Origin of the sequence: Candidatus Caldatribacterium sp. SIUC1 (genome assembly GCF_051549785.1) — a bacterium.
Lineage (GTDB): Bacteria > Atribacterota > Atribacteria > Atribacterales > Caldatribacteriaceae > Caldatribacterium.
Genome location: NZ_CP189974.1, coordinates 1398942 through 1417452, shown reverse-complemented (window position 1 = coordinate 1417452; position 18511 = coordinate 1398942). Strand labels below are relative to the sequence as shown.

Sequence of the window (18511 nt, the reverse complement as noted above, 5' to 3'; positions counted from 1 at the left end):
AACCAAGGGGGTTGGTGAACCTGGTCTACTCCTCCCGCAGGCCAGGTCTTTGTTTTCCGTCGGGAGGTGACAACATGTTGACAAGAGACGTTCCACTCAATGTGCGAGAGTGGATGCAGGGTGTCATCAAAGAAGAAGAAATCAACCGATATCTCGTCAACGGGCGCGACTTCATCAATGACGAGGAGATTGAAGAACTCCTCCGAAAGCACCGGAATCCTGAACCCCAGAGGGTCCGGGACATCATTGCTAAATCTCTTGCTCTGGAACGCCTCGAACCGGAGGAAACTGCAACGCTCCTCAACGTTGAGGATGAGGAGCTGTGGGAAGAGATTTTCCAGGCAGCAGGTGAGGTAAAACGGAAGGTCTACGGAGACCGCATCGTCACCTTCGCCCCACTGTACTGTAGCAATTTCTGCGTCAACAATTGCCTCTACTGTGGATTCCGAAGGGACAATCACCTGCAGAAACGGCGGCAGCTCACCATCGAGGAAGTCCGAAGGGAAGCAGAAGCCTTAGTCTCCATGGGGCACAAACGCCTCATCATGGTGTACGGAGAGCACCCCCTTTCTGATGTTGACTATATTGCCAGAACCATCCAAACCGTCTACGAAACAAAAGTCGGCAATGGGGAAATTCGCAGGGTGAACGTCAACGCAGCACCCATGGACATTGCTCGTCTTCGGGTCCTCAAAGAAGTTGGTATCGGGACGTTCCAGGTCTTCCAGGAGACATACCACCACGAAACGTATCGAAAGGTCCACCCTGAGGGAACCCTCAAGGCTCATTACCGGTGGCGTCTTTATGCACTGCACCGGGCTCAGGAAGCAGGAATCGACGATGTAGCCATTGGGGCACTCTTTGGACTCTACGACTGGAAGTTTGAGGTTATGGGACTTCTCTACCACACCATAGACCTTGAACGGCATTTCGGAGGAGTCGGACCCCATACCATTTCCTTCCCCCGCCTTGAGCCAGCCATCAATACCCCTTTCGTCCAGGAAACACAATACAAGGTCTCTGATCGGGACTTCAAGCGGCTTGTAGCCGTTATCCGTCTCTCTGTTCCCTACACCGGAATGATTATTACCGCTCGAGAGCCAGCGCACATCCGCCGTGAGGTCATCCCCGTGGGGTGTACACAGACCGACGCTTCTACGCGCATTGGCATTGGGGCTTACAGCGATCGGTATACCGAGCAGGACCTCAAGCGACAGCAATTTCAGATTGGCGATCCCAGGTCTCTGGACGAAGTGGTGCGAGAACTCGCCGAGATGGGATACATCACGTCTTTCTGCACCGCGGACTATCGCTGTGGGAGAACCGGGAAATACTTCATGGGAATTGCCAAAAAGGGTAAAATCCACCATTTCTGCATGCCAAACGCCATCCTTACCTTTAAAGAGTACCTTATCGACTACGCCTCTCCAGAAACCCGGAACGTTGGCGAAAGGCTCATCGAACAGAAGTTTGCTGAGCTTGATGAGGCTCTGAAACCCATTGTTCGGGAGTACCTGGAGCGAATCGAACGTGGAGAAAGGGACCTGCGCATTTGAGGACTGGCTGGGGAAAATACAGGAAGAAGCGGCGAAAAGAAATTTCTTAGACGCTCTGCGCACCATCGCCGAGAAAATCCTTGAGCGTTACGGTGCGCGAATATGGTTTGCCGAAATTTTGGGGAAACGATGGTCCTACATTACCGGATGCGGAGGGGAAGACCCCCTTCCCCTCCGCCAAATTCCTCTCACGCCGCGATTTGGACTTGTGGTAGAAAAATGGGAATGTATCCCTCCTTTAGAGGGGGAGGCAATACTCACCTTTCTGAGGGAATTCCTTGCTCAGACGGGGACTTCCTCGGTAAAAAGCGAAGGCTGAGAAAAGGAAGAAACGGCCTTTTTGCCACGAAACAGAAGAAAAGGTAGGGCTCTTGTGGTGGAGGGTCCAAGCTTTTTGAGAACTTCCGGGGTGATGCGTACTCCCTGCCGACGCAACTTAAGGATATTCTTGGCCGTTTCCGGTCCAATCCCGGGGACACGGATGAGTACCTCATAAGGTGCTCGATGGACCTCAACGGGAAAGTACTCGGGGTGCTGTAGCGCCCAGACAGTCTTGGGGTCTTTTGAGAGGAAAAGATTGCCATCGTCCCTCACAGGGATTTCCTCGAAGGAGAAACCGTACTTTCGGAGAAGAACATCGGCCTGGTACAGCCGGTGTTCCCGCCAGGTGGAAACGCCGGGCATGTCCTCAAGTGGGGTTCCCACAACGGGTTGAAAAGCGCTGTAGTACACACGCTGTGCCTGGAATTCCTGGTAAAGCATAGCTGCTACTTTGAGGATTTCCCGATCCTTTTCTCCGGCTGCCCCCACGACGAATTGGGTGGTGAACCCTCCACGGAGTTTCCCCCTCATCTGGAGTTCTCGAAACCAGAAAAACTTTTCAAAAATGCGTGCAAAGTCCTTCTCAGGGGCAATCCTTCTGAGGTGCTCCAGAGAAGGTGCCTCGAGGTTCACAGAAATACGGGTTGCGAACTTTGCAGCCTCTTCCACAAAGTCAAAGCCGACTTCAGGCAGAACTTTCAAATGGATGTATCCCGGGAAACGGTACCGGGAGCGGAGAATCTCGGCTACCTTAATCATGTCTTCCATTGTCCGGGAGGGTTCCCGGAAAACTGCAGAACTCAGGAAAAGCCCCTGCACAAGACCTCTCCTGCAGAGGTTCATGAAAAGGCGAGCAAGCTCTTCGGGGACGAACGTTGCTCGGGGAGATGTCCTTCCAGCCCGGTTCGCACAGTAGAAACAGTTGTGAATACACTCGTTGGAGAGGAGTATCTTCAGAACCGGGACCTTTCGACCATCGGGGAGGACAACAGGGTAAATCCATCCACCCCTGGGATGGCGGATGCGTGACTCTCCCCCAAAACACGACCCGCACAGGTCAAACCGCGCTTCAGAACCAAGAAGGACAAGCTTTTCTCCGGGATCTTCCACCATTTGCCCCCAAAGTACATTGTACCTCTTCCCCAAATATTTTGCCAATCCCCTTGCGCATCCCCAGAACCTCTTGGTAACTTTCAGGAAAAAGGAGGGAACTGGAAATGCATCCCAGGCGTATCCTCTGCTTTGGCGATTCCCTCACCTGGGGATGGGATCCAGAAAACCAGGACCGCTTTCCTCCCGAGAAGCGCTGGACGAGGATTTTAGCTCGCCTCCTCGGGGAAGGTTACGAAATCATCGAGGAAGGACTGAACGGCCGTACCACGGGCTTTGACGATCCCATTGAGGGTGACAAGAACGGTCGACGACATCTCGTGATGCTCCTTGAGACCCACAGACCACTGGATCTCGTCGTCATTCTCCTTGGCACAAACGATCTCAAGCAGCGGTTCAACCTCCACCCTGCAGACATCGCCCAAAGCGCGGGAGAGCTGGTGAAAATTGCCCAGAGAAGTTCTGCCGGGCCAGGTGGTCGTGCTCCTATGGTGCTTCTCGTCGCTCCGCCACCGATTGGGCCTCTACCTCAGGAGGCGGAAATTTTCGCAGGAGGGGAGGAAAAATCCCGAAAACTCAGACACCTCTACCGCCTCCAGGCGGAACGACTCAGGTGTCTCTTCTTCGATGCCCAGGAAGTGGTACGGACAAGCCCGAGAGACGGCATCCATTGGGATGCCGAGGGTAATCGGACCTTTGCCGAAGCCTTAGCAGGGATAATCCGGCAGGCCCTGTAGGAGGAGTAGAACATGGAGAAAATCGCTATTTTGAGGGAGAAGTTCGCTAAGGAGGGATATGCCCAGTTTCTTGGAATGGAACTCGAGGAGCTTGCCGAAGGTTACGCCCGGGTACGGATGAAGGTACAGGAACACCTGCACAACATCTTCTCCATCCTCCATGGAGGGGCGCTCTTTTCCCTGCTTGATGAAGCTTTCGAACTCGCCTGCAACTCCCACGTGGAGGACGCAGTGGCCATAAGCGTCACCGTGCACTACATGAAACCTGTGGTTTCCGGAGAGCTTGTTGCCGAGGCAAAAGAAGTTGCTCTCACTCCAAGAACTGGTCTTTACAGCCTCACGGCATACAACGAAGATGGGATACCCGTTGCCTTTGCGCAGGCACTCTGTTACCGAAAAAGAAAGGACTGAGGGGGTTTCCCCTCAGTCCTTTCTTTCCCCCATTCTGGCGTCGAGCACAAGAAGCCCTGGTCCTTCCCCTGCCATATGGAGATATCCCAGGATCTCTGAGGCGTTCTTCTCTTCCTCAACCTGCTCATCGACAAACCACTGCAGGTGGGTCATGAGGGGATAGTCTTTTTCTTCACGAGCCATCTCATAGAGCCTGTGAATCATCCCTGTGACTTTCTTCTCGTGCTCCAGGACTGCCTCAAACATGGCCTTGAGAGAAGGATACTCCACAGGAGGTTGCTCGATGGCCCGGAGCACTACGCGCCCTCCCCGGTCATTCACAAAATCGAAAAGGCGCATGCCGTGGGCGACTTCCTCTTTTGCCTGTACCTTAAGCCAGTGGGCAAATCCCTTGAGGTTCATGGCCTCACACTGCGCCGCCATCGCCAGATAAAGGTAAGCAGAATAAAACTCGTTTTTAATCTGCTCGTTCACTGCCTCTTCAAGGCGCTTGCTCAGCATGAGAATCCTCCTTTCTTAGGGGTTTCTACTTTTTAACCCCTGAGAGATGCTCCGAATTCCCGCCCCAGTTGTCGTATCCGCTGCCAGTCCTCTTTCGTCCCTCCACCACGGAACTCAAAGGCAACCGCCATCTCCCAGCCAAGCTCACGGGCAAAGCGCTCAACCTCTCTCCTTGCCCCTCCAGACCATCCAAAGCTCCCAAGGTACATCGCCCTTTTGTGCTTCACGTTTTTGCGAAGCGCCAGGTCAAGGACCTGTGCTACCGGTGGGAAAAGTCCGGCCTCATACGTCGGTGCCCCAACCACAACACCCTTTTTCTCCCAGAGGGAAGCCAGAATGTAGCTTGGATGCACCCGCCGGGCATCGAACATGTCGACCTGAACTCCACTTTCGGCTATTCCCTGAGCCAGGGCGTCCACCATGACCTCAGTGTTGCCGTACATTGAGCCATAAAGCAACGTAACCCCCACTTCTCCTCCACTTTCAGCGTACTGAGACCACCTCCGGTAAAGCTCGATGATCCGACCCGGGTTCTTCCTCCAGATGAGACCGTGCGAGGGAGCCACGATAGAGATCGAAAGCGGTGAGAGTTTCTCGATAGCCTTCAGGACCATAGCGCTGTACTTGGCCACAATGTTCGCAAAGTATCGGAGCGATTCCCTGATGTAGAAATCGAACTGCGGGCACTCATCCTCGAAAATCGCCCCCTGAAGGGCTCCATAACCTCCGAAGGCATCACAGGAAAAGAGGACCTGCGTTTTCTCCTCGTACGTCACCATGGTCTCCGGCCAGTGGACCATGGGAACGTGGTGGAAGACCAGTTTCTTTTCCCCCAAGTCGATCCGTTCCCCATCGCGGACGACCTGAACACCTTCGGAAATGCCGTAAAAGGCTGAAACCATGTCTTTCGCCTGAGGTGAACAGAGAATAACCGCCTGAGGAGCGAGTTTCCTGAGAACCCTCAAAACTCCCGTGTGGTCTGGTTCCATGTGGTTGAGGATGATGTAGTTGAGGCTTTCAAGGGGGATGCGCTCATCAATCTGCGCAAGGTACTCATCAACCTTCAGAGATTTAGCGAGATCAACAATGGCATTCTTCTGGTCAACAATGAGGTACGAATTATAGGAAACCCCTTCCTGCGTTATGGGCCAGAGACCTTCAAAAAGGTCTGTGGCGTGGTCGTTGACGCCAATCCAGTAGATACCAGGGCGAACCTCCACTGAGGGCATAGCCATCCCTCCTCTCTTTCCCTGCGCGTCGCGTTGCTCCATTGTACCAGACCTGAAGGCGTCTCAAAAGGGAGATATATACGATTTTTCTCCTCAAGACTCAGAAAACGGTCAAGGAGAAAGGCAATGGCAAGGACTCCAAGAAAAGACATGAAGTACCTCGACGCGGCAAAGACCAGCCCGAGATTCTGTATCTCAAAAAGGAGCATCGGGACTTTCATCGTTGACCACGCTCCGAGGAAAATCCATACATTCCGCAAGCTTACACCCTTTCGAAGGAGAACTTCAGCCACGGGGAATGCAGCGTAAAGGGGACCGGCAGCAAGGGTCCCCAGGGCCAGAGCTATACCGATACCAACCATCCCTGAAGCCTCTCCCAGCCGTCTCACCACCTTTTCCCTGGGGATCCACACATCGAAGAGTCCGGTAAGGATAAACACAGGCGGGACAACACTGAGCATGAAAAGGATATTCCGCAGGGCTACCGTAAAGACCTTTCTCCCCAGGAGGGGAGAGAAGAAAAAACGTAACGAAGCACAGTCCCAGAAGAACGAAAAATCCCTGGGAGTTCGAAGAATGTTCCTGACCATGGTTCACTCACCACCTTCACGAAAATTCATACCCCATACCTCACGAGGGAAGCGTAACAGTAAACCAGGAGATTTCGCCATATCGCAACCTCTACTCCAAAGTATTGGATCTCAAAGGGGAGGGTCACAACACCAACCATCATAAGAGGAGAGATGAACACGGTCATCCGGGTAACTCCTGCGCCATGGCGCTTTCGCTATAGGAAAGGCGACACAACTAGGAACAAGGTCTTCCATTTTTCGAAGGGTTCGATATACGAGGCAAGTTGCGCGTATAGGGTACAATCCGCAGATTCTACTGTCGAGAATTTTATGGTATACTTTTTTGGAAAAGTGAATAACGTTAGCCTATCCAACCTTCGGGGCAGGGTGAGGAGGGCGTTTCCCTCCAATTCCCAACCGGTGGTGATGCCCCTCCTTCTGAGGGGACGAGCCCATCAGCCTCAGCGGTTGAACCGGTGAGAATCCGGTGCCGACGGTACAGTCCGAATGGGCGAAGGTTGGTTCCGCCGTTTTTAGAGCCCCAACGAAGGTTGGGGCTTTTCTTTTTGCAAAACCAGAAGGGAAGGTGAGGAAAATGGAAAAGGGAGGCTGGGTGGTCAAGAAGGGACTGGCGGAGATGCTGAAAGGGGGCGTCATCATGGACGTAACAAGCCCCGAAGAGGCTCGCATTGCTGAGGATGCAGGAGCAGTCGCTGTCATGGCTCTTGAACGCGTTCCAGCCGACATTCGTCGCGAAGGCGGTGTCGCCCGCATGGCTTCAATCGAGAAAATCGTCGCCATTATGGAAGCCGTGTCTATCCCGGTCATGGCAAAGGTTCGTATTGGGCATATCGCCGAAGCCATGGTTCTTGAAGCTCTGGGAGTGGACTTCATCGATGAGAGCGAGGTCCTCACCCCAGCGGATGAAGAAAACCACATCGACAAACACGCTTTCACCGTGCCCTTTGTCTGTGGAGCCCGGGACCTGGGAGAAGCCCTGCGGAGAATTCAGGAAGGTGCGGCGATGATTCGCACCAAAGGCGAAGCGGGCACAGGGAACGTCGTTGAGGCCGTGCGGCACATGAGACGAATTACCCGCGAGATACACTATGTCTGCTCTCTTCCCCCTGAGGAACTCCCCAGAGTCGCCAAGGAAATGGGTGTCTCTCCTGCTCTCCTTGAGGAAGTTCGCAGAGAAAAGCGACTCCCCGTGGTGAATTTCGCCGCTGGTGGCATTGCTACCCCTCAGGATGCTGCTCTTTTGCGGCTCCTTGGAGCCGATGGCATCTTTGTTGGCTCGGGAATTTTCAAATCGGAAAACCCTCCCGCCTTTGCAAGAAGTATCGTCCAGGCCTGTACCTTCTTTGACGATAAAGAATCCCTTCTTGAAGCATGCAGGGGAATCAAGGGAGCCATGAAGGGTCTTGTGAAGGAGGAGTTTACAGTACTTCTCCAGGAACGGGGGTGGTAACAGTGGAAATCGGTATTCTCGGCTTTCAGGGAAGCGTTGAGGAACACGAGAGGATTTTCCAGCGGCTTGGGGTGAAGACCAGAAGAATCCGGTACACAAGAGATCTCGAGGGAATCGATGCTCTCGTCTTTCCAGGAGGAGAGAGCACAACCATGGAGATTTTCCTTCAAAACAGGGACCTTGTGCAACCCCTTCGGGAGACCCTCATCCAAGGTATGCCTGCGCTTGCAACCTGTGCAGGAACAATCCTTCTTGCCCGGGAAATTGAAGGGAAACACTTTACCTCCTTAGGAGTACTCCCGATAAGGGTGCGGAGAAACGCTTATGGCAGGCAAAGAGAGAGCTTCGTTGCCCCGCTCACTCTCGCCTTTGACCCATCACGACCCTTCATGGGGGTTTTCATCCGGGCACCTCGGATTGAAATAGCCGATCCTGAGGTCCACTTTCTCTCCTCCTTTGACGGGCAACCGGTAATGGTGCAATACGGCGCCATCCTTGGATGCACGTTTCATCCCGAGCTTACGGAAGATACGCGGGTGCACGAATACTTCCTGAAAGTCGCTTCTTCCCGGAAACCCAGGATATAAAGCTCCAAAAAAATTTCGCCCGCCCCTCTTGACAGAGAAAAGAAAAGGGGCAATAATATAGTTGCCACAGGTTTCAGGAGGCTGGAAGTTGGGGAGCTGGCAGAAGAGGAAATCCTCAGACTGCTGGGTCTTGCAGCGGAAGGTTTGCTGGAGCCTGTGGTGTAGGTTGCGGGTCCCGAGGAATCTCGAGGTCCCAATGGGCTGAGGGGTTCTCCCTGATGCCCCTACGGAGGTCGCAGAGCTCCGGCCTCTGAAGCAAAAATTGGGATTCAAGGGGTTTGTTGGGACCCGCAGTTTTTTTTAGTACCTTAGTACCACTGAGAGAGCAGGAATCGGTTACCTATAAAGACGTTCTTCAACCCTGCCCCCTGGCACCTCTTGAGCGCCTCCTCGGCATGGCGAACGGATGTTGTCGGGAGATTATCAAAGAAGAAATTCGGCGCAAAACCCAAAAGGACGTAGGGGATATCAGGGTTAAGGCGGGCAATAAAGAGGGCGATCTGCTCCACTTCTTCCTCAGGGACATACCCGGGCACTAAGGGAGTGCTCGCCACAACGGTAGGCCTTTCGTGCTTTTTGCTTTCTTCGGCAAGCCAGGCAAAGTTTTCGAGAGTCCTGCGATTCGTCACTCCAGTGAGGGCAAAGTGAATACGCTCGTCAAAGGCCTTTAAATCCACCTTGAGAATCCCTCCGCTTTCGCAGGAAAGCTGGTACATCCTCTGGAGGATTTCAGGATGCACTGTCCCATTGGTCTCCCAGCAAATACGAACCATCGCCTTGGCCTTTCGGGCAAATGCAAGGGCATGGGCTATTTGAGGCACCGGATCCCCACCAAAAAAGCACACACAGGCAACTCGGGGGTGTAGTGCTTTGAGGAGGTCTTCAACGCTTGCGAGAGGTTTCCGCTCGGCAAGAAGGTGGTGAAAATGCCAATTCTGACAGAAAAGGCAATTCAGGGAACACCCTGCGTAGAAGACGGCAAGGTTCTGGTACCCAAAGTGCTTCCTCTCAGGACAAACAGAAGCTGCCACGCAATTCGTCGGAAGGTCGTCATAGTACCACTCCAGAAGACCCCTTTTTGGTGTTCCCGCCCAACGCTTCCCTTCCTCAACCAGACCGCAGAAACTCTTCTCTCCCTGCGCACAGGTATGAACACAGAGCCTGCACCGGGAAGTCCCTGAAGGAGCCGGATAGGGAAGACCAAAAGACTGGCGAGCCCGACGATGAACCTCCTGAATATGGGAGCATACCTGGGAAAAGTTCTCAATGATACACCTGCGACAAAGACTTAGGGAATCGGCGATGAGAAAGGACCTTTCCCCACAGAAGTAGCAACATCCCTCACGTGGCTCCTCCATACTCCATCACCGGGACGTCACTCCCCAGTTGGTCACAAACCCCGATTTCCTCCCCGGGACAACCCTCCTGCAATATTCCCTCTCTCTCGAGAAATACGTTCCACGGAAAACCCTGCTCTCGTAGGCGTGACACGTCTTGCTCCATTTTCTCCTGCTGCCCCAGAGCCCTGTACGTAAGCGCTCGGAAAGCATATCCCCTGAGGAAAGCAGGGTTCAGAAGAATCGCTGCGGAAAAATCCTCAAGAGCCTTCTCGTACTCCCCTTTTCTGTAAAAGCACAGACCACGGGCAAAATATGCCCGGAAAAGGGCTGGATCAAGGTGAATGGCCTCACTCAGGCTTTCCACTGCCTCGCCATAGTGCCCAAGCTCAAGCAGGACTATGCCCTTGAGGTAATGAGCCCTGGGGTTTTGCCTCTGTAGGGTGATAACCTTTGAGAAATCCTCAAGCGCCTTGTTGTGTTCTCCCTTGTGAAAGAAATAGGTACCCCGAAGCAGGTACAGCCTTGGATCAAGGGGTCGAAGACTCAGGGCTCTGGAAACATCCTGCGCAACAAGTTCTTCACACCCCCTGTGCCTGAGAACAAGCAGTGCCCGGTAGTAGAGCGCTTCGGAATCAGAAGGATTCAGTGCAATGCACTGTGTGAGGTCCTCCACTGCTTCCTTGTGCTTCCCCTGCTCTGCAAGCGCTATAGCCCGGTTAAAGAAGGCCTCAGAAAGACGCGGATTCAGCTCACAGGCTCGGGAGAGGTCCTGCAAAGCCTCTTCAAGCCGACCCAGCGAGAGGTAGGCATTCCCCCGGTTGTTATAGGCTTCAGCGAAATCGGGTCGCAGCGCAATCGCCTTCGAGTAGTCAGCAAGCGCTTTTTCGGCTTCCCCAAGGGCAAAATAGGCATTACCACGGTTCACATACCCTTCGGCGTAATCCGGCTTCAGCTCAAGAAGGACGTTGTAGGTCTCGATGGCTTCCCGGTACCGTTTCTCCCGGAGATACCTGAAGGCAAGAAGGACAAGCTTTCTGAGCTCTGGGGAGAAAATATCTCGAACCTCAATACGCGAGAGATAAAGCGCCAGGACCGCAAGTGCTGCAAGGAGAAGGAGAAACACCGGTTTCCTTACCTCCACCCTTTTTCTTCTCATTTTAGCAGAAAAAGGGCCTCAGGTAAGCTTTTCGAGCTCGATATTGCCCTCCACCCCAAGAAGGTCTTCAAAAATCACGACAACTCCCTCCAAAGAGGTAATGCGCCGGGCTAAACGTAAAACGGAGGCAACGTCTTCTCTTCTCCGAACCCGGTTGGCAAGACTCGTCGCCCAGGCATCAGCTAAAGCTGCAGATTTGGCCACAACAACGACGGCGTCGGCATGCCCAAAACTCAAAGAAGGACCCACCTTCCCTGAAGAGGTGGCAACTCCCCAGGTACTTCCACCACGCAGTCGAATGCCTATCCTGAAACTGAAGGGAGAATCCTCACCAGCATAAACGGCCACCAGCCGATCCCGTGAAGAGGCCACAAGAAGGTCTCCCCCGTTTTCGATGATAAGCTCAGGACTCATGGGCAAAAGTTCCTCCGCAAGAGCCTCGTTGATGGCTCCTGCTACTGCAGCCATTGGCCCGACACCGGCTTCCTGTGCAGCCCAGCCCATACGCCGGCATATCCAGGGAGCAAAGGAGGGAACAGGGACGGGAGCGAGTGATTTGGCGAAGCGGGGGTCATAACGGATATAGGCTTCGAGATTCCTTCGCTCCCGAAGAAGACAGGCCTCTGCTTCCTTTTTGAGGTCCTTTTCGGCGAAGATAAAGAGGTCGCTTTCCTTTACCTTCACCGAGAAGGACACAAGATCCCCGGCCTGCATATACTTTCGATACCACCGCTCCACATACCGGTGCACTTAAAGGAGCGCCTCCATGGCATGGGTGGGACAGGCAAGGACACAGAGTTCACAGGCAATGCACTTCGCCGGGTCATACCGCACAAGGAAGGAGGGTCGCTCCATCGAGAGTGCTCCTGTGGGACAGAGGCCCACGCAGGTACCACAGTGGTAACACCGCTCCTCCGCCATGCGGATGTCCTGACTCAAGGGCTCGACAAAAACACCCTTTTCCCTCAGGAATTCCAGTCCCTCCTCCTGTTTATCCCGGCTACCGATGAGCTCCATCACCATAATCCCTTCTCGATGGGGAGAAATAGAAGCCCGAAGGATGTTGAACCGTAATCCAAAGCGCAAAGCAAGCTCACAGACGATCGGACGATCGGCTACCTCCTGAGGAAACCGGAGGACGACTTTCTTTGAACCGTTGTTGTTCATCATCCTTACCTCCCAATGATCACACTGGCTTCAACAGGGCGTTCCACAAGGTTCTTGAACCGTACACCCGATTCCACTCCGGGAAGCTGGGCAACCGGCTGGGTCAGGGTGAACTTTCCCTCCTGGATCCACTTCTTGAGCGTCAGGGCAACCTCTCTGGCTTTACTGTAGCTAGACATAGGAGAAGTGGGTACTTCCTTGCCCCCGATTGTAATCCTGCCACTTCGAAGCTCGGCATAACTCACATACCCCAGGATTTCCCCCGTTCCATAGGGATAAGCGTGGCTGTAGTCCACCACAGGAGCCAGAATCTCTTCATCGCTCACCGAACAGTAGTACAGCGTTTCTTCGTCGAGAATGGGGATTGGAATACCAAGACCAAGGGCAAGAGAACAGCCGTACCCCCGAATGCTCACTCCCCAGAGCCAGTGGGGGTTCATCCCTTTCAGGTCGCCAATGACCGCAATGGTTCCCGCTCCGCCCTTGGGTATCCCCCGTTCCGTCCGTTCAACAGTCGGGTTGTGTTGCGTCCCTTGCCAGGCCACATACCCGATTCCTCCACCAAGGAAGATTTTGGTCCCTATGCCTATGACCCGGTAATACGGGTCATTCAGAAGTGGTGAAAGCTGCCCGGCCGAAGAATATCCTGCATTGCCCATCCGAGGAAGAAGAACCCCAAGGTACGTGTAAATGGTCTTGTCTGAGAGGTTTACCGCCACGTTGTAGTTCTGGTATGCATTCCGGGGATTAAAAAGATAGGCCTCGTTGAGATCCCGGATGTTAATCCAGGTGACGAGCTTCTTTCGGGGGTAGCAATCCGTCCCATAGGCATAGGCCTCAAGGAGCACGTCTTTTCCTGCCACAAGGTCCTGAATGACGTGGCCACCACCGTAGCGGAATTCCCCAGGGTGAACCTTGTTCAGAGGATCGTCTTTTGCCGGTTGTGTTGCTCCGATATAGAGGTCAACTGCGGCAAGACCGGCATAGGCCATGACCCCGTTCAGATATGCTTCATGGATTTTCATCCTGGGCTTCGTGTGACCAATATTCAGAAAGGCTCCCGAAGAACACATGATTCCGAAGGTACCGGTTGTGACCACATCAACCTCCCGGGCAACTCTCTCCACGCCTTTCTCCCGTACAAGGTCTACGACTTCCTCTGCGGTCACCACCACAACCTGGCCTTTTTTGATTTTCTCGTTGATTTCCTCGTAGGTTCGAAGCTTCGTACCCATGGCAACACCCCCACTATAAAAATACAACCCCTCGTCCGAAGGGACGAGGGGTTGTGCTCGTGGTACCACCCTTCTTCGCTGACTCCGGGGAAGCCAGCCTCTTTGCCGGTGCTCTTTCACACCGCGGTCCTGTAACGGGAACCGCCCGTCAGTCACTACTCTCGCTTCGTCACCGCAACTCCGGGGCCATGTTCATCAGGTCAGGAATACCAGGCTCCCACCTCTCCCTGGCTCTCTCTGATTCCCTTCCTGACTACTCATCCCCTTCATCGCTTCTAGGCTGGGGATATTATACCATGGCGATAGGAATTGTCAAGAATGATACCACTCATTGGGGAGGTATTCCCGCTCTGCCTCGAACATGTCGTCAACCATCTTCTTGATCTCATCGAGCGAAAGAACCGCTGCAGTGAGAGGGTCGTAATAGAGTGCATAGTATATGTAGTCCCTGCGCTTTTCAAGAATACCATGCACCGCCATTTCCTGACTCTGCACCACCATACGGTTGAGTGCTGCAAGCTGCAATGGTAAATCCCCAACGAAAGCAGGCCGAATACGCCCTTTTTCGACAAAGCAGGGAACTTCAACAACACACTGGGGGGGAAGATTCGTGATAGTACCCCGGTTGGGGAGATTGATATTCGCCCGGAAAATCCCCCCACCCTCAAGGGCATAGATAATCTTCATCCCGTACTCTTCGCTCTCCTCGTAACTGATAGGTTCTGTGCCACTTGCAATTCGCTCAAGTTCCTGCTCGTAACTCTCCCGGTCCTTTCCGTAGAGCTTGAGGATGAACCCTGTTTCGCCGTTCCACCCCCCTCCTGGGGTGAAGCGCTGCAAGAGGTCTGGTCTTTTCCTGAACCAGGGGTTGTACTCTGAATTGTGGCCGCTCGACTCGGTAACAAAGTACCCGAGGTATTTGAGCATCTCAACGCGGGTGGTATCCTTCTTCGCAATTTCGGGATCCCAGGCTTTCTCCCTCAGGAGAGGGTACACATCCCTCCCTCGAAGACGAAGCTCCAGAAACCAGGCCTGGTGGTTGATTCCAGCGACCCAGTACTCGAGGTCCTCGAGAGGCCAACCCATGTATTCGGCAATCTGCCTTGCGGTATGCTGGACACTGTGGCAGAGGCCGTAGAACCGTAAAGAGGGATACTCTTCTTTCACGACCCAGCAGAGAATCGACATGGGGTTTGTGTAATTAAAGACAAAGGCTTTGGGACAGAGCTCCACTATATCCCGGCAAATATCAAGAATCACTGGTGCGGTCCGCAGAGCCCGGAAGACACCTCCAGGACCGATGGTATCCCCAATACACTGGTCTACCCCGTAGCGCAGGGGGATTTCAATGTCCTTTCGGATAGCTTCGATATCGCCCACGAGAATAGAAATAAAAACGTACTGTGAACCCTCAAGAACCGCTCTTCGATCTGTTGTGGCTGTGATTCTCTCAATAGGAATGCCATTTTCGGCAAAGATTCGCTGAGCGATTCGGGTGATGTAGGAAAGTCGCCGCTCGTTAATATCCACAAGGGCAACTTCTATCCTTTCACGGGGAAAGGGCAACCGCGCAAGGTCCACGAGGAGCCTTTGGGTAAAAATCAGACTTCCTGCACCGATAAAAGTGATCTTCACTGTTCATCCCTCTCTTTCCCAAGATTCCAGGATATCCGTTATGGTGGTAAGCGCTGACCACATCCGGAGCGGGGGCAGGTCTTCGCTTACACAGAACATGAACCGGCTCCGATCCACACCCTGTAACACTGAAAAAAGGTGCTCCCTTACTGCCTCTCTTTCCTGGAAACACCAGTAAGCTGGAATATTTGCTATAATGCTTTTCCCAGGCCACTTTCGCTGGGCTTCCTTCACTTCCAGGTTGCCTCCCGCACCAGGAAGGGTGAATGATTCAATCACGTCGATAGGAGCTTCACTGATAAGCTCCTGAAGATGCTTGAGCTTTCCGTCCATGTGAACGGCAAAGAGTTTCCCTTTTTGGTGAAGGATTTCTGAAACACGATGATAAAAGGGAAGACAATATCGCTCAAAAAAGCGAGGTGTCGTCATGTCCTCAGTGATATTGTCCCATACGTGTACCACCTTAATCGGAGAGGAAGCCGCAATAGCGTACTCTTCTTCTGATTTCCTACCCAAGAGGGTCAGCACCTCCTCAACCAGCTCAGGTCTTTCTACAAGGTCAGTAAATAGCCTCTCTGGACCAGCGAGGTCAAGGAGTAACCTCTGAAAAGGGCTCCTCTCTACGTGAGCAAAAACGAGGCCATCTTCACCCAGGTTTTCTTCAGAGATTCTGAGAGGATCAAAAACAGGGTAAAAAAAGGTGTTTTCTAATACGTACATCAGTACCTCATAATCGCGTGGTTCTTTGACAAAGAACTCCTTTATCCACCGACTTCCATAAGTAGGATCAATCACCGAAAGCTCGGTAAGTTGACCTCGAGGCGTAGAAAGACGGCGCACAATGTACTTTCTCCCTTCCTTCCAGAGCTCCTGTTCCCCTTTTTCCACACCACGGAATTCTATAGATGATGCGCTCTCAAAGTGAAAAAGAATCCAGCCACGTTCACGAAGTGCTCGTTCTTTGTCCCCTCGCGGTAGAAGAAAGGAATACCCTGCCCGGAGAACAGCGGTTCCCCGATAAGTTCCCTCAAAAAGGGAAAGAACGTCCTTCGCATTCATTTTTTCTCTTAAAGGCGGCCATAGTGATGTACCGCCCGGTAAAGGGCTATAATATTCTCTACCGGAGTCAGTGGCTGAATGTTGTGGCAGGGAGCCACAATGAAGCCGGTTCCATCGGAAGCCAGGGTTTCAAGGAGGAAACATACCTCTTTTTCCACTTCTTTCGGACTTCCAAAGGGGAGGGTTTCCTGGTTGTCTACCCCACCATGGAAACAGAGTGACCTTCCAAAGTCCTCCTTCAAGGCTCTGGGGTCCATTCCCGGCAATCGCCACTGAATGGGATTTAGGATTTCAATCCCCAGGTCGATAAGGAGAGGAATCACGTCCCGGATTGCCCCATCATCATGGTGAAAAACTTTGATGCCGAAAGATTTGGTGAGACCAATGAGACGTCGGTAGTGGGGAACGAGAAATTCTTCGATCATTTTGAGACTCATCGCCAGTCCCCGCTGAGTCCCCAGGTCATCAGTTACCTCGGCGATATCGATACACCCCTGGCCAGCTTCAAAAAGCTTTTCATGCAATGCATAGAGAAAATCAACAATTTTCCCCAACACAAAGTGAACATACTCGGGGTTTTCCACAAGATCGATATAGGCTCTCTCCAGACCACGGAGAGTAGTGTAGGTGTGAAAGGGCGACATGTACCCGCACTGAATAGCATAACCCTGGTATCGTTTGCACTCCTCAACAAGGGTAGAGAAATCAAACCAATCCACCTTAGGAAAGGTGTAGGAATCCTGTACCTCTTCTATGGTGCTCAAATGAGCAAGCGGGTGTTCTTTCACTTCCCAATAGGCCGCTTTTCCGTTGAGGTAGGTCTTGCGCTGGTATCTGACCCCCCAGATATCCTGGTCTTCAGGAAGAGGAGGACCAATATAGAAGCGCGAGACTGGTACCCAGAGGACGCTAGGGGTGAGGTCAACAATCTTGTCAATTCCCAAGGCTTTCCAGAGTTCTACGTCTTCCTCCACCCCCAGGTACTTTTTTAATCCCTCCACAACTTCAGGTGTCCCCCAGAAGTCACAGGGAATACGGTCGGGCCTCTCATGACGAATGACAGCGAGGATTCTCTCTCTAGCCTCCATAGGATAGATACTTCCTTCTATGCCTCCACCCCCACCAAGTGGTGGGGGTGGAGGCAGAATCTACTCTTCTGATGGTGCAATTAAAGGATCAATCCACTTCTGTAGCTCCACGAGTGTTTCTTCAACACCCTGCTCTCCGGTTATCGCTGCTTTCGTGACGATTTTCCCGATACCTTCGTGGTAAGGAGTAGCCTGCCCCGGTGGGAAGTGACGTACCTTTCTGTATTTGAGAAATTCCTTGAAGTAGGGAATTACAATGTTTTCTTTAGCAAGTTCGTTCATGTAATTTTCATCGTTCAAAACAGAATTGAGCGCTGGGCCTTCATAAACTGCAGTCAGACGGTGAACTTCTGGCCGGAGCATGAAACGAACAAATTTAATAACCTGGTCCTTGTTGGCTTTGAAATTCGCCCCGTACTTATTCACCACCACTCCCCAGCAGTGACCAATGCCGTAGGGTCCAGCGGGACCAGCCGGAAAGTTCATGACACCAACAACATCACTCAAATTCTCTACTGCGGCGATTCTTCCCATTTCCGCCCAATCACGGAGCATAGCTACCTTGCCTTCCCGGAAAAGGCCCCTGCTCTCATCGTAACCGATGGCAGAGAGTGCTGGTGGGGCAATGTTCCTATAGACTTCAGTCATGAATTCAAGGGCTTGTTTGGCTCGCGCATCCGGAATACCCCCAGGAGCAAGCTCCCATTCTTCTCCTCCAGCTTGGTAGAGGAACTCGCAGAAGTTGTTATACATCTCACCCGGGGTTCCCTGAGTGACATAGCCCCACTGATCAGGCGTTCCATCACCAGTAGTATCCCGGGTAAAACGTTTCCCAATGACCAGGAGCTCTTCCCAGGTCTGAGGTGGAGCAACCCCTTCCTTTTCAAAAAGATCCTTCCGGTAGTACATGTAGCTCATCCCGTTCCACCAGGGAATCCGGTAAACTCCTCCATGAATCTTCATATATTCTTTCTGCAGATCAGCCAGATCGTTTATTTCTTCCTCCGAAAGGTAGGGTGTCAGTTCTTCCCACACCCCAGCATGAGCTCCATCGAGGGTGAATACATCATCCTCGTAAAGAACATCCACACCCGAGTACTTGGTGCGAACCCAGAGACTGGTACGTCCCACATGCTCATCCCAAGTAGAAGGGCCTTTAATGATCTCTACCTTGACGCCCGGATTTTCCTTTTCGAAGAGAGCGACGACCTTTTCTCCCTGTTCTAATCCCCAGGCCGGAAGGTAAAAAACAATCTTCGCTGCTGCCCAGCTTAATGTTCCTATTCCCAGAGATATCCCCAATACCAACACCAGAACCAACCAGATTTTCCTCACC

20 protein-coding genes, 1 riboswitch and 1 other annotated feature are annotated in these 18511 nt (G+C 52.7%); of the genes, 6 read left to right on the top strand and 14 right to left on the bottom strand.

Features of this window, described 5'->3' with window-relative positions:
- The first annotated feature begins 74 nt into the window (after window positions 1–74).
- Window positions 75–1556 carry a [FeFe] hydrogenase H-cluster radical SAM maturase HydG gene (gene hydG, locus ACP6EK_RS07410; protein ID WP_438314769.1) on the top strand — a complete coding sequence of 494 codons (1482 nt, stop codon included), beginning with the start codon at window positions 75–77 and terminating at the stop codon, window positions 1554–1556.
- Window positions 1531–1875, top strand: coding sequence for a hypothetical protein (locus tag ACP6EK_RS07405; RefSeq protein WP_438314766.1), 345 nt, complete (start codon window positions 1531–1533; stop codon window positions 1873–1875). The genes hydG and ACP6EK_RS07405 overlap by 26 nt, the downstream gene beginning before the upstream one ends.
- On the opposite strand, the gene ACP6EK_RS07400 is transcribed toward ACP6EK_RS07405, so the two are convergent.
- Complete coding sequence (locus tag ACP6EK_RS07400; protein WP_438314763.1) at window positions 1839–2990, bottom strand: radical SAM protein; 1152 nt, start codon at window positions 2988–2990, stop codon at window positions 1839–1841. The genes ACP6EK_RS07405 and ACP6EK_RS07400 overlap by 37 nt on opposite strands.
- A gap of 104 nt (window positions 2991–3094) precedes the next feature.
- Between ACP6EK_RS07400 and ACP6EK_RS07395 the strand changes: the two genes are divergently transcribed.
- The gene (locus ACP6EK_RS07395) at window positions 3095–3724 is read left to right on the top strand and encodes an SGNH/GDSL hydrolase family protein (protein ID WP_438314760.1); all 630 of its coding nucleotides are present in this window, start codon (window positions 3095–3097) and stop codon (window positions 3722–3724) included.
- Window positions 3725–3736: 12 nt separating this feature from the next.
- Window positions 3737–4135 carry a PaaI family thioesterase gene (locus tag ACP6EK_RS07390; RefSeq protein WP_438314757.1) on the top strand — a complete coding sequence of 133 codons (399 nt, stop codon included), beginning with the start codon at window positions 3737–3739 and terminating at the stop codon, window positions 4133–4135.
- Window positions 4136–4147: 12 nt separating this feature from the next.
- Here ACP6EK_RS07390 and ACP6EK_RS07385 read toward each other — a convergent pair whose 3' ends face one another.
- From ACP6EK_RS07385 to ACP6EK_RS07370, 4 genes are read right to left on the bottom strand one after another with little or no spacing between them, the layout of a single operon-like run.
- Entirely contained in the window at window positions 4148–4636 is a 489-nt protein-coding gene (locus ACP6EK_RS07385) for a ferritin (RefSeq protein WP_438314754.1), read from the bottom strand.
- A 32-nt stretch (window positions 4637–4668) separates the two neighbouring features.
- Window positions 4669–5865 carry an FprA family A-type flavoprotein gene (locus ACP6EK_RS07380; RefSeq protein WP_438314751.1) on the bottom strand — a complete coding sequence of 399 codons (1197 nt, stop codon included), beginning with the start codon at window positions 5863–5865 and terminating at the stop codon, window positions 4669–4671.
- Window positions 5778–6455 (bottom strand): permease, encoded by a 678-nt coding sequence (locus ACP6EK_RS07375; RefSeq protein WP_438314749.1) that lies wholly within the window; start codon window positions 6453–6455, stop codon window positions 5778–5780. Before ACP6EK_RS07375 ends, ACP6EK_RS07380 begins: the two co-directional genes overlap by 88 nt.
- A 26-nt stretch (window positions 6456–6481) precedes the next feature.
- On the bottom strand, window positions 6482–6622 hold the full coding sequence (locus ACP6EK_RS07370; protein ID WP_438314746.1) for a hypothetical protein: 141 nt from the start codon (window positions 6620–6622) through the stop codon (window positions 6482–6484).
- 184 nt (window positions 6623–6806) lie between these two features.
- Window positions 6807–6960, top strand: a riboswitch (FMN riboswitch).
- Between the two features lie 72 nt (window positions 6961–7032).
- Between ACP6EK_RS07370 and pdxS the strand changes: the two genes are divergently transcribed.
- Together pdxS and pdxT are read left to right on the top strand one after the other, a co-directional pair.
- Window positions 7033–7908: a pyridoxal 5'-phosphate synthase lyase subunit PdxS gene (gene pdxS / locus ACP6EK_RS07365; protein ID WP_438318950.1), complete on the top strand. Its 876-nt coding sequence runs from the start codon at window positions 7033–7035 to the stop codon at window positions 7906–7908.
- Window positions 7909–7910: 2 nt separating this feature from the next.
- On the top strand, window positions 7911–8495 hold the full coding sequence (pdxT, locus tag ACP6EK_RS07360; RefSeq protein ID WP_438314743.1) for a pyridoxal 5'-phosphate synthase glutaminase subunit PdxT: 585 nt from the start codon (window positions 7911–7913) through the stop codon (window positions 8493–8495).
- A gap of 308 nt (window positions 8496–8803) precedes the next feature.
- On the opposite strand, the gene ACP6EK_RS07355 is transcribed toward pdxT, so the two are convergent.
- The 9 genes from ACP6EK_RS07355 to ACP6EK_RS07315 all read right to left on the bottom strand — a co-directional run bounded on the left by ACP6EK_RS07355 (window position 8804) and on the right by ACP6EK_RS07315 (window position 18510).
- Entirely contained in the window at window positions 8804–9853 is a 1050-nt protein-coding gene (locus ACP6EK_RS07355; protein WP_438314740.1) for a radical SAM protein, read from the bottom strand.
- Complete coding sequence (locus tag ACP6EK_RS07350; protein ID WP_438314737.1) at window positions 9837–10958, bottom strand: tetratricopeptide repeat protein; 1122 nt, start codon at window positions 10956–10958, stop codon at window positions 9837–9839. Before ACP6EK_RS07350 ends, ACP6EK_RS07355 begins: the two co-directional genes overlap by 17 nt.
- Before the next feature lie 51 nt (window positions 10959–11009).
- Window positions 11010–11741 (bottom strand): UPF0280 family protein, encoded by a 732-nt coding sequence (locus ACP6EK_RS07345; RefSeq protein ID WP_438314734.1) that lies wholly within the window; start codon window positions 11739–11741, stop codon window positions 11010–11012.
- The gene (locus ACP6EK_RS07340) at window positions 11742–12161 is read right to left on the bottom strand and encodes an NIL domain-containing protein (RefSeq protein WP_438314731.1); all 420 of its coding nucleotides are present in this window, start codon (window positions 12159–12161) and stop codon (window positions 11742–11744) included. It abuts the gene before it with no gap.
- 2 nt (window positions 12162–12163) lie between these two features.
- Window positions 12164–13393 carry a homocysteine biosynthesis protein gene (locus ACP6EK_RS07335; protein ID WP_438314728.1) on the bottom strand — a complete coding sequence of 410 codons (1230 nt, stop codon included), beginning with the start codon at window positions 13391–13393 and terminating at the stop codon, window positions 12164–12166.
- A gap of 36 nt (window positions 13394–13429) precedes the next feature.
- Window positions 13430–13672, bottom strand: a binding site (T-box leader).
- Window positions 13673–13705: 33 nt separating this feature from the next.
- Window positions 13706–15028: an alpha-galactosidase gene (melA, locus tag ACP6EK_RS07330; protein ID WP_438314725.1), complete on the bottom strand. Its 1323-nt coding sequence runs from the start codon at window positions 15026–15028 to the stop codon at window positions 13706–13708.
- Window positions 15029–15031: 3 nt separating this feature from the next.
- A complete protein-coding gene (locus ACP6EK_RS07325; RefSeq protein ID WP_438314722.1) occupies window positions 15032–15916 on the bottom strand; it encodes a uroporphyrinogen decarboxylase family protein in 885 nt (294 codons plus the stop codon).
- A 179-nt stretch (window positions 15917–16095) separates the two neighbouring features.
- Complete coding sequence (locus ACP6EK_RS07320) at window positions 16096–17175, bottom strand: uroporphyrinogen decarboxylase family protein (RefSeq protein ID WP_438314719.1); 1080 nt, start codon at window positions 17173–17175, stop codon at window positions 16096–16098.
- Between the two features lie 60 nt (window positions 17176–17235).
- Window positions 17236–18510 (bottom strand): extracellular solute-binding protein, encoded by a 1275-nt coding sequence (locus tag ACP6EK_RS07315; RefSeq protein ID WP_438314717.1) that lies wholly within the window; start codon window positions 18508–18510, stop codon window positions 17236–17238.
- Window position 18511: the final 1 nt, after the last annotated feature.

What these genes read in the sequence shown, in the direction of transcription:
- hydG (WP_438314769.1), top strand. Translation starts at nt 75, where the DNA reads ATGTTGACAAGAGACGTTCCACTCAATGTGCGAGAGTGGATGCAGGGT.
- ACP6EK_RS07400 (WP_438314763.1), bottom strand. Translation starts at nt 2,990, where the DNA reads ATGGTGGAAGATCCCGGAGAAAAGCTTGTCCTTCTTGGTTCTGAAGCG.
- ACP6EK_RS07395 (WP_438314760.1), top strand. Translation starts at nt 3,095, where the DNA reads ATGCATCCCAGGCGTATCCTCTGCTTTGGCGATTCCCTCACCTGGGGA.
- ACP6EK_RS07390 (WP_438314757.1), top strand. Translation starts at nt 3,737, where the DNA reads ATGGAGAAAATCGCTATTTTGAGGGAGAAGTTCGCTAAGGAGGGATAT.
- ACP6EK_RS07385 (WP_438314754.1), bottom strand. Translation starts at nt 4,636, where the DNA reads ATGCTGAGCAAGCGCCTTGAAGAGGCAGTGAACGAGCAGATTAAAAAC.
- ACP6EK_RS07380 (WP_438314751.1), bottom strand. Translation starts at nt 5,865, where the DNA reads ATGCCCTCAGTGGAGGTTCGCCCTGGTATCTACTGGATTGGCGTCAAC.
- ACP6EK_RS07375 (WP_438314749.1), bottom strand. Translation starts at nt 6,455, where the DNA reads ATGGTCAGGAACATTCTTCGAACTCCCAGGGATTTTTCGTTCTTCTGG.
- ACP6EK_RS07370 (WP_438314746.1), bottom strand. Translation starts at nt 6,622, where the DNA reads ATGACCGTGTTCATCTCTCCTCTTATGATGGTTGGTGTTGTGACCCTC.
- pdxS (WP_438318950.1), top strand. Translation starts at nt 7,033, where the DNA reads ATGGAAAAGGGAGGCTGGGTGGTCAAGAAGGGACTGGCGGAGATGCTG.
- ACP6EK_RS07355 (WP_438314740.1), bottom strand. Translation starts at nt 9,853, where the DNA reads ATGGAGGAGCCACGTGAGGGATGTTGCTACTTCTGTGGGGAAAGGTCC.
- ACP6EK_RS07340 (WP_438314731.1), bottom strand. Translation starts at nt 12,161, where the DNA reads ATGATGAACAACAACGGTTCAAAGAAAGTCGTCCTCCGGTTTCCTCAG.
- ACP6EK_RS07335 (WP_438314728.1), bottom strand. Translation starts at nt 13,393, where the DNA reads ATGGGTACGAAGCTTCGAACCTACGAGGAAATCAACGAGAAAATCAAA.
- ACP6EK_RS07320 (WP_438314719.1), bottom strand. Translation starts at nt 17,175, where the DNA reads ATGGAGGCTAGAGAGAGAATCCTCGCTGTCATTCGTCATGAGAGGCCC.